Raw genomic sequence first — 12,690 nt, 5'->3', positions numbered from 1 at the left:
AACATGTGGTATACTATTCGGCCTTGATTTGTCCGATGGAGAAAACCTCATGAAGTTATCCCGATGGGTCTTTGCGGTCTTATTGCTCAGTGGCGGCGCAATTGCTGCACCCGATGTTGAAATTGTGGGAGAAATTACGCAGCCTGTAACATTGCCTGCAAATCCTGGCAATATTGTAGGTCGATCTGTACCGCAAGCCCCTGTCAGCAAGCAAATTACTTTATTAAAAATGCAACTGTCTGAGCGCGCCATGCAAACCATCGTGCAGCGTGCGGGACGAATCGGCTTAGGCTATCAATCTGTATCCATGTCTGCGAAGCTTCCTGCCGCAGTTCAATTAGGCATGAATAATGTACCCGTGTTGGATCAAGGTGTGCATGGTACTTGCGTAACATTTGCCAATACCGCAGCCATCAATGCGGCTTTGAATAAGGGCGATTATATTAGCCAGTTATGTCAATTGCAGTTAGGCCTTCATTTTGCAAATAATGGTTACAATGCCAGTGGTTGGGAAGGCACCTTTGGACCTTATGTATTAAATCAAATGGATGCATTCGGGATTGTAAGCAAAACGCAACAACGTACTTATGGTTGCGGCGGACTCACCGAATATCCTCTAGCAGATGCAGCTCCGGTAACGGAAATGCCGCTTCCTGACTACCACCCTTTGAGCGAGCCTATTCACAAGAGAGTGGCTTGGTCGCCAATTCTCAACGTATATCAAGCCATGCTGGATGGCAGCGAGCCGGACAGGGTAATCAATGATATAAAGGTAGCGCTTAATCATGGCGACCGCGCTACATTTGGCGTCTTATTGGCTGATGTAGAGCTTGGCGTTGCGGGTGCCGTGGGTAAGCATGCAGCGACTAACGATACTTGGATTTTAACGCCGCAAATTGTTCGTGATATCAAAGAGGGTTCAGCCAGCTTTGGCGGCCATGAAATGATCATTACTGGTTATGATGACAATGCCGTTGCTGTCGATAATGAAGGCAATCAGTACCGTGGGTTGTTTACCGTCAGAAATTCCTGGGGTAGCCGCATCGGTAATAAGGGAGATTTTTATATTTCCTATGATTACTTGAAAGTCTTAGCATTGGAAGCGCAGCGCATTCGCCGTCTTTTTTAAGATAGTATTTCTGGCACCTGCTCACGGCAGGTGCTTTATTCTCCGCGCGCGAATTGTTGTTTGCTAAATTCTACTCTGGCTTGTACCGGTTCTTTTCCTTGGGCTGCGCGCGCCTCAATGGTACGATATCGGCGCAATACGCCTTCACGGTTAGCAATTTGTATGTTTAAACCTGGTCTTGCATTCAGTTCCAGCATCAACGGGCCGTGATCTTTATCGAGAACAATATCTACGCCAAGATAGCCAAGACCGGTTAATTCATAAGAACTTGCAGCAATTTCCAAAATTTTATCCCAATAAGGAATTTTTATGCCAACGATGGCATTTAATGTATCTGGATGATAATCAATGGCATCGTTATGAAAGACACCGCCTAAGGTAACCCCATCTGCCAGATTAACCCCCGTGCCAATAGCACCCTGATGAAGGTTTGCCTTGCCTCCCGACAAGCGGGTGGGTAAACGCAGCATGGCCATGGCGGGATAACCCAAAAGGGAAATGACGCGGACATCCGGGATCCCTTCATAACTAACTGGAGCAAATACCGGATCCACCACTACCCGATGTTCGATAATCGCATAATCGGCATAACCCCCGAGGCTATATGCCCCAGACAATAAACAAGAAAGATGATAGCTTAATTCTTGCGTGGTTAATAATTTTCCATTTATTTGCCGGTAGCGGCCAAATACCCTATCAGTGATCACTAATATTCCATCACCGCCTGCGCCGCGGGCAGGTTTTATGACGAAATCGGAATATGGTTTTAATATTTCATCTATTTTTTTTATCTGCGGCTCAGATTCGATGGTTGTATACAAGGGCGGGACGGCAATGCCTGCCTCAATAGCCAGGCGTTTGGTTTTCAATTTGTCGTCAACCAACGGATAAAATTTGCGTTGGTTATAACGCAACACATAATCGCTGTTGCGTTGGTTGATGCTTAAAACGCCTTGTTTACGCAGGCGTCGGTAAGTACCTAACATTATTTAGCTCCTGCCAACGCGCTAAAGCGTACCAATTCCAGCAGGCGATAGCCGCGGTATTGTCCAAATAGGAGAATAAGAGCCAATAATGCCAGCAATAATTCAGGAAAAGCAAAGATGAGATATTGCATGGGAGCATAACTCATTGCCCAGTAACAAATAATAGCGGCAACCAGACTTCCTGTGCCGGATTTAATGGCTTCATAAGCCCCGCGCTCATCCCAGGTAATACACATACGCTCGATGATCATGGTCAAGATAACCATTGGGAAAAGAGCTACAGAGAGGCCGGCATCAAGACCTAGATGCAAGCTGATGACGCTGATAAAAATCATTAAAAGAATAACCACCGTTAAGATTGCTGCCAATCTCGGGACCAGAAGCAAGCGCAGCTGATCTAAGTAAAACCGTGCCAGCAAGCCGAATGAGATGATGATGGTAAACAGCATAACACCCCATACGACTTGCGTTTCCCGAAACGCAAGTGCAATGAGGACTGGCATAAAAGTGCCAAATGTGCTGAATCCTATAAAATTGCGCAGCAGCAAGATGATGAACGCACCAATGGGTACGGTGAGTAAAATTTTGTAAGTTTCTTGCACATTGACCGGTAATTGCAATAATGAAAAGCGCAGCAATTCAGATTCAGTTTGCAACCCGCGGGCTTTGGCAATACTGAGCGCATTGATAGGCGTTGGGGATACGGTAAGGGTAAACGCAGGTTTTTTCCCTCCGGATACCTGAAACATAGGCTCATTACCGTATTGCCAAATCAGGAAATTTTTGGGTAAACCTGCGGCTCCGGTGCGTGGATTGATATAACTCCACTCTTTTTCATTGTATACAGCCAGAAAAAGATTAAAGCTTGCATCTTTATTTAAAGAATTGAGGTAAATGCCCTGTACCGGCATGGCATATATGCGGGCTTGGTTCAAAATGGTGATCGCGGCTGAAACAACTTTCTCATCGCTAAACTGGTTACCCACCAGTAATTTGGCATTGCCATCTTGTTTGTTTAATTCTTTAACCGTGCTTTGTGCAAAAGTTTGGATGTCAGCAGAAGATTGCCTGGCTTTTTCAATGATGGTATTCACTGCGGTTTTTTGATCATCAGGCAACGTTAAAATCTTAAGCGTATGCGGTTTGGTTAAATGCACCTCGCTATTATCCGTTTCGCGGAAAATGGCCCGATAGTAAAGTGATTGTGGTCCATTGCTGCGGCGTAAAGTCCAAACCACCTTGCGGTTAAGGCCGTTGAGATTCGTCGTGACACCGTAATTTTGCGAAATGAAATACTCATCCAAAATGGTAAAATAAGACGGCATATAAGGGATAGTAAAGCTTGCCTTCACCGGCATGTTGCGTTCTGAATCAAAGCGCAGTTTGGCTTCCACCATCCAACTATTCACATCTTCACTATCATTAAGCGGTACATCGAGCACGAAATGCCGATATAAAAAAATACCCATGCCTAATAAAAACAAGGTGATGATTAAGCCATATACATGACGTCTATTTGAATTCATTGTTTATCCGTTCGCGATTTAACTGTAAACTTCAAACTCGGGTCTACGATGCCGCCAAAGGCAATAATAGCTTCCCGGCCTAGCAAAAGAGGGTAAATAAAACGCTTGCGATTGGTCAGGTTCACACGAATGGTGCGTTCTTTATCAGCAATTTTTAAGCGCATCAATACCACGGGTCTGGTAAATGAAGAGCGACGCAGCAGCGGATTGGCACGGATTTCTCCTGAGCGGACTTTAATGTTAACATCCCCCACATATTCCGATTCAAATAAAATATCGCCTTCCTTGCTGGGTACGATAAAACTTATATAAGGCTTCCCATCGATAGTTTTTTGGGTGATATGCGTTGCATTTAGCGAGGCTGATTTTGCTCCGGTGTCTAATTTGGCTGATAAAGTTAAATTTTTATCCACCAGCGTCACTTTTTCAATAAAGCCATATATTACTTTCTCATTGTCTGCCATGGCCTGCCCAACTAATAATAACCAGGAAAAAAACAACAGCCACAATAACCGCATCAAATCTCCAAAACCAATTAAAATTGTGATCCTATCAGGTTTGGCTCTTTGCGCACAGTATGCCGATCATATGGAGTAAATGGAAGAATGTAATGGCGGACGATAGCATTGTAAGAAAAATTAACCAAGACATAGCTTTTATTTTTTTCACTTTTTTATGATATAATTACTGATGGGCCAAACCTTTTGGCGTAAATTTGAACCATATTGAAAAGTTACTTGCCATTTAGCATAGTAAGCTGTACAATTTGCACCATCTTAGCCACCGCCTTGTGATGACGCATGACGACTGAGGTAAAACCGCCCCAATCTGCAAAAAATAGTGACCCAGCTTCCATGACTTTTTGGGAGCGCGTAGATGCGGAAAATCGTGCATTTGCTAAAAAATTAAACGATGCGCAGGTGGTTTATGCATTATATGGTTGTCTCGATGGTTTCAGTCTCTCCTACAGTTTCTTCGCCTATTGTGTAAAAGCCTTTTTCGATTCTGAAAATTCTTCCGATAAGATGCATGAAATACTGACCAGCCCGGCGGGCATGGCAGTTATGATCACAGAATCGATTGCTATGGTTGGCTTTTCACTGTTTGCCAATGTGTTTAAAGACGATGATAAAAATCCACTCAAGCGTTACATTGCTGTACTCTGGCCTTATTTTCGCGATGCGATTAAAGGATTAAAAAATGCTTACAAGGGTGTGCAAAGTTTTACCCAAATATTGTCAGTGGTCAGCGGCGAGAATATGAATTTCTTGCTTCTGCCAACGGCTTTGGTGGCGGGGGCGTTTTCTATATTTAATCGGATTTGGTACCGTTATTTATTATCGCAACGCAAGGGAATGATGAAGCACAACCGCAAAGCTTTGGAAGCCTTGCAGAAAATGGACTGGCAGCTTTTGGATCAGGAAAAAATTGCATCTTATCGCGAGGAATTGCAAAAGCAGGAAGAATTTTTAAGCCATATTCGTTATCGCGGTTTAATTTCGCAAGCCTACAGCGGAATCATCGATGGTTTGTATTTGTACATGGGAGTAATGAGCGTTTCAGTGTTTGCGGCTCCTGTGTTTATTACGCTGGCTGTTTTCAGTTCCCTTTATGTGGCGCTTTGTATTGCGACGCGCATGTATGAAGAGCATGATTACCAGCGTAAATTACGCATCAGTAAAACCAAAGTGGAGTTGGCTTTGTGTGGCAGGGAATTAGAAGCCATGGTTGAGAATTTTTGCAGGCAAAATGCTCAAGTTGTCGTTGAGGGTTATGAACAGTTTAAGGAAGATTTAAGCCGGCAGTTAATATTGTTTAATAATCACCGCCAGTTTTTATATGACAATTTAAAATTAGGCTATTCTTCTGCCGCATTGGCCGGTTTGAAGAATGGTTTGGCAGCTTATGGTGTAATAGCAAGTTTACTTTTTGCTGCAGCGACGGTCAGTACCATGTGCGGGGTGATGCTTTCGCCTGTCGTGGTCATTGTTGCGGTGGCAAGCGGAATAGCATGTCTGCTGGGATTTTTAATCCATGCCCTAGTTAAAAATTATTTTCATGCTTCGGCCCAGGAATCATATATTGCCGAACATCCGGCTAACTCCAAGCAGTTGTTAAAACAGCTCAAGGAAAATGAAAGCATCGTTAGAAAATTGGCGCAAGAACCGGAAAAAGACAAATTTAAGCAGGAAATTCTGGATGATTTGGTCATTGATTTGGCAGTTCTGCAATTTAATATCCAGGAATGGACTGAAGTTGGGCGTTCGGGAATTTCCGGCTTATCCAAAGCGCAAAAAGCATTTTCGATTTTAATGGTGGCATGGCAGAAACAAGATGAAAAAGGCCATTATCAGGATACTGCCCCCATGTTTTGGGCCACAGCCCTGGGTGCTGTCCTTTATTGTACGGGATTTGCACTCAGGGCGTATGCGCGGGGGTTTGGCAAACCTCCATTAGACGATGTGGGTGTATTCCCGAAACATAGCAATTCTTCTAAATGGACTTCCTCAGAAGACGACACTTATGTAACACCACAAGATTCCGCTTCCCCAATTTCTGAACCAAATGATGTTGTTACCTCTGAATTGACGCCTTCGTGCGATAAAACATCTTTCTCCGTCAGCCGATCCCCTTCTCTCTTTTTTAACGCCAATTCTATTGCCCGTTCTCGCAGCGAAAATTACATGAAACTTAAATCCGGTGAACAGGACGAAACATTGGATGGAGGAAAAAAGAGTTACACATCCTACACTTTTGGCTATGCGACAGAAATTTTGGTATAGCTACTCTGTTATTTTGTATAACTGAGGATTTAAATTTGGGTCATTATACATTTTAAATTGATGATATATTTTAAAAGTGCGGGTCTTTGCAAGAATTTCGTGCAGTAATTCCGTTAAGCAACCCTGCAGCTGCTGTTGCTGCAAATGGATGACGTGTAACTTTTCCAGGCAAGTTTGCCGGTGTGTTTCGTCTACATCCTGGCGCTGCGTTTGGGCGTTCATGTGGTAAGCCTTGAGTGCCAAAATAGATAGGCGATCGATCATCATGCCGGGAGTTTCCGAGTGTACAGGACAAATCCCGGTTTGTGCCGGCTGTAGTAATTTAAATAACCATGTATCCATTTCTTCCATGCGGTTATTACGTTGTTGATTGTATTGATCAATTTCACGCTTGGCTCGATAAACAAATTCATAACCCTGATCATCACGGCGGGCTCTATCTTCTGCATGCCATAACTGATAATTAAAGGCATGATTTTCCTCTACCAATCTTAAAAAGCCTTCTTGCTTAAATTGAATGTTGTCTTTTTTCCAATTTATGATGGAATCTTGCTGCAGTTTTGTAATTTCAGGTACAAAGGCTTCGGGTTTCATAGTATGTCCTACAATAAATTGCGTTATGGTAGCATGTATTAATGGCAGGACCGAATAAAGATGGCTAAATCATATTTCCGAATTTTAGTTCGTGCTAAGCTTCCCAAACGCAGTTAATAATGAGATTTTAGGGTTGGAGAGAAAAATATGAAGCTTTTATTTGCAATTTTTTCACTCTTCTGGGCATTGAATGCTTATGCTGATGAAATATTTCCTGCAGGTTGCAGACCCATTACAGTCAAGGATGAATCTGTAAAACTTGCTGCGGATAAACCGGCGCTTATTATGATTCACAATCTTTCTGATACGGAACTTTGGATCACGCATCCTGTCGATGAGCCTAATGCCAGTGCTGGCTGGAGCAGCCGTTTGCAGGGTGGAAACTGGTCAGCGCTTGTATTGAACAATAAGTCCTTCGAACTTTTTTGTGTAGAAACAAAGCCTGGGCATGAGCAACAAGTTCCTTGCGCCGGTGTGTTGGGTGTTTGTGAGTGGGTCGGAATGAGTATTGCCAAAGAAGATACGGGCACATTTTGGGCAGGAGAAAATATGAAATTATCCGCATTGACAGCCTATATTGGGCGCCGCGGATTTGTAGTGCCTGCGACACCGGCTCCATAATGGTTTAAACTAAAAAATAAAAATTGGTGCACATGTGAGTAAAAAAAGAAAGACTCCTTTTTATAAAAATGATCCTTTTTATAAGAGAGAGAGCGAAAAATACGACGAGCCTATTCCTAGCCGCGAACTAATCCTGCAAGTTTTGGAAGATTATGGCCGCCCTATGTCGCGTAACCAGCTGTTTAACAAACTAGAGCTGGAAGAAGACAAGCAGGAAGTGGTGGGTTTTCGTCTGCGCGCCATGCTGCGCGACGGGCAAATCATGCAAGATAGGCGTGGACGCTATTGTTTGCTGCGTCATATCAATCTGCAGCGCGGTACCATTCAGGGACATCCCGACGGCTATGGATTTTTTATCCCAGATAGCGGCGGTGATGACATGGTGTTGCCTGCCATTGAAATGCGTGCCGTCATGCACGGTGATACCGTGCTTGCCTACCAAACCGGTTTAGACCGCCGCAATCGACCGGAAGGTAAAATTCACGAAGTCATTGAGCATGCAAATACAAACGTGGTTGGCCGTTTTTTTTCTGAGCGGGGAGTATGTTTTGTTGTCCCCGATAATAAAAGGCTCACCCTGGATATCTCTATTCCACCTGAAATGACGCTGGGCGCCAAAGATGGACAAATTGTTTTAGTCGAATTGTTGTCTTATCCAAGCAAGCGCACTCAGGCTGTAGGTAAAATTGTCCATATTTTAGGCGAGCACATGGCGCCTGGGATGGAAACCGAAGTCGCCATTTTAGCTCATGGCATCCCGGCAGAGTGGCCCGATGAGGTTATCGCTGAGGTAGGCAAGGTTCCAATGCAAGTGCGTGTAGAAGAGCTTGCTGGCCGTCTCGATCTCCGCAACCTTCCATTTGTAACGATTGATGGCGAAGATGCAAAAGATTTTGATGATGCTGTTTATTGTTATAAAAAAGCCAAGGGTGGTTACCAATTGTATGTTGCTATCGCCGATGTAAGCCATTACGTGCCTTCACACTCGGCTTTAGACAGAGAAGCTGCCCGCCGGGGAAATTCGGTTTATTTTCCGAGTAAAGTGGTTCCCATGCTTCCGGAAGCTTTATCAAATGGCATTTGCTCGCTAAACCCCAAAGTGGATCGCTTAAGTATGGTGGTTGAAATGTCCATCAGCAGCACCGGGAAAATAGGCCGGGCGAGATTTTACAGAGCTGTTATCCATTCACATGCCCGGCTAACTTATACGCAGGTAAACCAGTGGCTGACTAAAGGCTTTATCGATAAAGAGTACGAAGCATTATGGCCGGCGCTGGAAGCGCTCTACAGCTTGTATCAAGTTTTATACGACATGCGCAGGATTCGCGGGGCTATGGATTTTGAAACCACAGAAACGCGCATCGAATTTGATGAAAACAGAAAGATCCAGCGCGTGGTGCCTGTACTTCGCAACGATGCCCATCGTTTAATTGAAGAATGCATGCTCGCTGCAAATATGGCGACAGCCCGCTTTTTGCAAAAAGCAAAAATTCCCGCCCTATATCGTGTGCACTTGACGCCTGATGAAGACAAGATCATGGCATTGCGTCAATTTTTAAACGAGTTGGGCGTGCAATTGGGAGGAGGTAAAAAGCCGCATCCCAAAGATTTTCAACGTACCCTGACTTCTATTGAAGACCGACCTGAGAAACATTTAATTGAAACAGTCATGCTGCGCTCACAAAAGCAAGCCCAATACATGGAAGTAAACGATGGGCATTTTGGGCTTGCGTATGCAGCATACACTCACTTCACCTCTCCGATTCGCCGCTACCCCGACCTTTTGATTCATCGGGCGGTGGGACATTTGCTGGATAAGCAGCCGGTGGACGAATTTATGTATAACGAAGACGATATGAGTTTACTGGGAAAACATTGTTCCGCCACCGAACGGCGAGCCGATGAAGCCACACGTGAAGTAATAGCATGGCTTAAGTGCGAATACATGCAGGATAAATTGGGGCAAATATTTCGTGGCCGGATTTCTGCAGTAACCGGCTTTGGAATTTTTGTCGAACTGGATGAAATTTACGTCGAGGGTTTGGTGCATGTTACCTCCCTGAAAAACGATTACTACACGTTTGATCCGATTAAACATCGCTTGGTTGGTGAGCGTGGGGGGAAAATCTATCGGTTGGGGGATAAAATGATGGTCTTGGTTGCCCGGGTAGATTTGGATGAGCGCAAAATTGATTTTGAACCTGCAGAAGATGGTAATGAGTAATGACTGAACAATATGTGTATGGAATGCATGCGGTGCAAGCTCTGCTTACCCGTAAGCTTCGTCCGGTGAAAGCTTTATTTGTGAATGAAGAGCGAGCCGATCAGCGCATGCATGCGTTACTTGAGCTTGCCAAGCAAAGGCAAATTCCAGTGGAGCGCTTATCGCTTGCGAAAATGCAGCAACAGTTTGCGGATTATACGCATCAAGGGATAGTGGCTAAAGCGGGCGCATTGCCGGAATATACCGAACAGGATGTTTTACGGCTTGTGCAGGATAATGTCCAACCTTGCCTTATTCTCATCTTGGATGGCGTGACCGATCCGCATAATCTAGGGGCGTGTTTACGCAGCGCTGATGGCGCTGGGGCAAATTTTGTAATCATTCCAAAAGATAAAAATGCAAGTTTGACGCCTGCAGTCAGCAAAGTTGCCTGTGGGGCTGCGGAATCAGTGCCTTTAATTCGTGTTACTAATTTAGTACGCATTATGGAGCTCCTTAAACAAGAAGGCGTGTGGATTTATGGGGCAGCCGGGGAAGCGGAAAACACTATTTATGATTTGGATTATACTGGCTCAATAGCCATGGTGATGGGAGCAGAAGATAAAGGGATGCGGCGATTAACCCGCGAACATTGTGATGCATTGTTTTCTTTACCCATGCTGGGATCGGTTTCCAGTCTGAATGTATCCGTTGCTACAGGAATTTCTTTGTATGAAGTGGTGCGGCAGCGGCAAGGCGCTGCACGCTAAAACAACTTAAGCGGTGGCTGCTGTGCCTGTAAACTGATTGATGCTTTTGAGCAGGCGCTGCACTAACTCATCAATTTCTTGTTCATTGATGATTAAAGCTGGCAGTAAGCGAATGACGCTTTCAGCCGTCACATTCAACACGATGCCGTTTTCAAGTCCTGCAAGTCTTATGTCGCTTGCAGGTCTGTCCAATTCCACGCCAAGCATGTAACCCTTGCCGCGAATAGCGCGCACATGGGGGTGTTCGCTTAAAGTTTGCAAAAGTTTGTTTTTGAGGAGTATGCTGCGGCTTGCCACTTTTTCGCATAATTGTTCGCGTTCGATTACCTCAAGCACCGTCAGTGCGGTAGCACAAGCCAGGGGATTGCCGCCAAATGTAGAGCCATGATTTCCCGGTTTAAACAAATTGCCAGCTTTTGCACCGATTAATGTAGCACCAATGGGTACGCCATTGCCCAAACCTTTTGCAGTCGTCAAGATGTCAGGTTTTATTCCAATATCCATGTAGGCAAATAATTTCCCGGTGCGGCCATTACCCGTTTGGATTTCGTCAAGAATAAGCAGCCAATCCCGTTCATGGCAAAGTTTTTCCAAAGCTTGCAAATAGTTAGGCTCGGCAACGACAATGCCTCCCTCGCCTTGGATCGGTTCGAGCATGATGGCGACTACATCAGCACGATTGGCAGCAATTTTATGGATCGCCTCAATATCATTAAATGGGGCGCGGATGAAACCGGGTACCAATGGTTCGTACCCTGCCTGGACTTTACGACTGCCGGAAGCAGTCAACGTGGCCATGGTGCGGCCATGGAAGGCGCCTTCCATGACGATAATTGAAGGCGTTTCAATATTTTTTTTATGTCCGTAAAGACGCGTCAATTTAATCGCTGCTTCGTTGGCTTCGCCACCTGAATTGCTGAAAAAAGCTTGTTCCATGCCAGTTAAACTGATTAACTTTTCTGCTAAATGCTGTTGCTGGGGAATTTGTACCATGTTCGAGGTATGAATCAGCTGTGCCACTTGTTGCTGGATAGTTTTGGTCACGTCAGGGTGCGCATGACCAAGTCCACAAACCGCAATACCGCTAAAGGCATCGAGATAAGCCTTCCCTTGTTCATCAAATAACCAGACGCCTTCACCATGGCTAAATGCCAATGGTAATGGATTGTAGGTAGTGATTAACGACATCGAAACTCCTGAGTGGTGTGAATCCCTTACAATAGTGGGCAGAATAATGGCTTTTGCCCACTACGCACTGCAAGCAATTATAGTGTTCAACCTAGATTTTTATTGACAAAATCCCAGTTTACAACGTTCCAGAATGCATCTACATAATTGGGGCGAGCATTTCTGTAGTCAATGTAGTAAGCATGTTCCCATACATCGCAAGTTAAGAGTGCAGTTAAACCTTCTGTCATCGGCGTGCCTGCATTGCTGGTGCTGATAATTTTTAGCTGATTGTCTTTATCTTTAACCAGCCAGGCCCAACCTGAACCGAAAGTAGCAATAGCCGCTTGCGAGAATTGCTCCTTGAATTTGGCAAAAGAACCAAAGCATTTGTTAATTGCGTCGGCGAGTTGCCCTTGCGGTTCACCGCCACCATTAGGGCTCATGCAATGCCAGTAAAAAGTATGGTTCCAAACTTGGGCTGCATTGTTGAAAACTCCGCCTGAAGATTGCTTGATAATATCTTCCAGGTTCATGGTTGCAAAATTGGTGTTTTCGGTAAGTTTATTTAAATTATTGACATAAGCCTGGTGGTGTTTTCCATAATGATATTCTAAAGTTTCCTCAGAAATATGAGGGGCCAAAGCGTTTTTTTCATAAGGTAATTTTGGCAGCGTGAACGTCATTTGTTTTTCTCCTGCAATTGCTGAATCAGTAAGTGTAGCAGGATAAATAACAGTTTCAATCGTGCTTATAGAGAAAGCGAACAAGTTGCCCGGCGAAAAAAGCGAGCCCATGCTCACGATAGTTCTGCACAAGCGTTGCTCGTGATCGTATGCTGTCATAATAATAAATGATGTGGCGTGACTTGCAATAGATTATCTGGGAGCGACTGCTTTAAGTGTTGAGGT

11 protein-coding genes are annotated in these 12,690 nt (G+C 44.6%); 5 read left to right on the top strand and 6 right to left on the bottom strand.

What is annotated here, in order from left to right:
- Positions 1-49: 49 nt before the first annotated feature.
- Complete coding sequence (locus NKV53_RS10685) at positions 50-1,129, top strand: C1 family peptidase (RefSeq protein WP_126953207.1); 1,080 nt, start codon at positions 50-52, stop codon at positions 1,127-1,129.
- A 35-nt stretch (positions 1,130-1,164) separates the two neighbouring features.
- Here NKV53_RS10685 and NKV53_RS10680 read toward each other — a convergent pair whose 3' ends face one another.
- The 3 genes from NKV53_RS10680 to NKV53_RS10670 are packed head-to-tail and all read right to left on the bottom strand — an operon-like array spanning position 1,165 to position 4,159.
- Complete coding sequence (locus tag NKV53_RS10680) at positions 1,165-2,115, bottom strand: alpha-L-glutamate ligase-like protein (protein WP_126953206.1); 951 nt, start codon at positions 2,113-2,115, stop codon at positions 1,165-1,167.
- Complete coding sequence (locus NKV53_RS10675; RefSeq protein ID WP_126953205.1) at positions 2,115-3,641, bottom strand: inactive transglutaminase family protein; 1,527 nt, start codon at positions 3,639-3,641, stop codon at positions 2,115-2,117. Before NKV53_RS10675 ends, NKV53_RS10680 begins: the two co-directional genes overlap by 1 nt.
- Positions 3,638-4,159 (bottom strand): RimK/LysX family protein, encoded by a 522-nt coding sequence (locus NKV53_RS10670; protein WP_126953204.1) that lies wholly within the window; start codon positions 4,157-4,159, stop codon positions 3,638-3,640. The genes NKV53_RS10675 and NKV53_RS10670 overlap by 4 nt, the downstream gene beginning before the upstream one ends.
- Positions 4,160-4,441: 282 nt before the next feature.
- Between NKV53_RS10670 and NKV53_RS10665 the strand changes: the two genes are divergently transcribed.
- A complete protein-coding gene (locus NKV53_RS10665; protein WP_126953203.1) occupies positions 4,442-6,424 on the top strand; it encodes a hypothetical protein in 1,983 nt (660 codons plus the stop codon).
- Here NKV53_RS10665 and NKV53_RS10660 read toward each other — a convergent pair whose 3' ends face one another.
- Complete coding sequence (locus NKV53_RS10660; protein ID WP_126953202.1) at positions 6,425-7,018, bottom strand: DUF4254 domain-containing protein; 594 nt, start codon at positions 7,016-7,018, stop codon at positions 6,425-6,427.
- Between the two features lie 147 nt (positions 7,019-7,165).
- On the opposite strand from NKV53_RS10660, the gene NKV53_RS10655 reads away from it, so the two are divergent.
- Genes NKV53_RS10655 through rlmB form a run of 3 tightly spaced genes read left to right on the top strand, consistent with a single transcriptional unit; the run spans position 7,166 to position 10,612 of the window.
- A complete protein-coding gene (locus NKV53_RS10655) occupies positions 7,166-7,639 on the top strand; it encodes a hypothetical protein (RefSeq protein WP_126953201.1) in 474 nt (157 codons plus the stop codon).
- A gap of 34 nt (positions 7,640-7,673) precedes the next feature.
- Positions 7,674-9,863, top strand: a complete 2,190-nt coding sequence (rnr, locus tag NKV53_RS10650) for a ribonuclease R (protein WP_126953200.1) — start codon at positions 7,674-7,676, stop codon at positions 9,861-9,863.
- A complete protein-coding gene (rlmB, locus tag NKV53_RS10645) occupies positions 9,863-10,612 on the top strand; it encodes a 23S rRNA (guanosine(2251)-2'-O)-methyltransferase RlmB (protein WP_126953199.1) in 750 nt (249 codons plus the stop codon). Before rnr ends, rlmB begins: the two co-directional genes overlap by 1 nt.
- A gap of 6 nt (positions 10,613-10,618) precedes the next feature.
- Here the strand turns inward: rlmB and NKV53_RS10640 are convergent, their stop codons facing one another.
- Both NKV53_RS10640 and NKV53_RS10635 read right to left on the bottom strand, forming a co-directional pair.
- Positions 10,619-11,800 (bottom strand): aspartate aminotransferase family protein, encoded by a 1,182-nt coding sequence (locus tag NKV53_RS10640; protein ID WP_253351101.1) that lies wholly within the window; start codon positions 11,798-11,800, stop codon positions 10,619-10,621.
- An 86-nt stretch (positions 11,801-11,886) separates the two neighbouring features.
- Positions 11,887-12,465, bottom strand: coding sequence for a superoxide dismutase (locus NKV53_RS10635; protein ID WP_127032337.1), 579 nt, complete (start codon positions 12,463-12,465; stop codon positions 11,887-11,889).
- Positions 12,466-12,690: the final 225 nt, after the last annotated feature.

Origin of the sequence: Legionella sp. 27cVA30 (genome assembly GCF_024160945.1) — a bacterium.
GTDB lineage: Bacteria > Pseudomonadota > Gammaproteobacteria > Legionellales > Legionellaceae > Legionella_A > Legionella_A septentrionalis.
The sequence above is the reverse complement of the archived record's forward strand: the minus strand, read 5'-3'. Positions and strand labels throughout refer to the sequence as shown.

Excerpts from the sequence above, each read along its gene's own strand:
- NKV53_RS10635 (WP_127032337.1), bottom strand. The coding sequence starts at position 12,465 with ATGACGTTCACGCTGCCAAAATTACCTTATGAAAAAAACGCTTTGGCC.
- NKV53_RS10670 (WP_126953204.1), bottom strand. The coding sequence starts at position 4,159 with ATGCGGTTATTGTGGCTGTTGTTTTTTTCCTGGTTATTATTAGTTGGG.
- NKV53_RS10640 (WP_253351101.1), bottom strand. The coding sequence starts at position 11,800 with ATGTCGTTAATCACTACCTACAATCCATTACCATTGGCATTTAGCCAT.
- NKV53_RS10675 (WP_126953205.1), bottom strand. The coding sequence starts at position 3,641 with ATGAATTCAAATAGACGTCATGTATATGGCTTAATCATCACCTTGTTT.
- NKV53_RS10655 (WP_126953201.1), top strand. The coding sequence starts at position 7,166 with ATGAAGCTTTTATTTGCAATTTTTTCACTCTTCTGGGCATTGAATGCT.
- NKV53_RS10685 (WP_126953207.1), top strand. The coding sequence starts at position 50 with ATGAAGTTATCCCGATGGGTCTTTGCGGTCTTATTGCTCAGTGGCGGC.
- NKV53_RS10680 (WP_126953206.1), bottom strand. The coding sequence starts at position 2,115 with ATGTTAGGTACTTACCGACGCCTGCGTAAACAAGGCGTTTTAAGCATC.
- rlmB (WP_126953199.1), top strand. The coding sequence starts at position 9,863 with ATGACTGAACAATATGTGTATGGAATGCATGCGGTGCAAGCTCTGCTT.
- NKV53_RS10660 (WP_126953202.1), bottom strand. The coding sequence starts at position 7,018 with ATGAAACCCGAAGCCTTTGTACCTGAAATTACAAAACTGCAGCAAGAT.
- NKV53_RS10665 (WP_126953203.1), top strand. The coding sequence starts at position 4,442 with ATGACGACTGAGGTAAAACCGCCCCAATCTGCAAAAAATAGTGACCCA.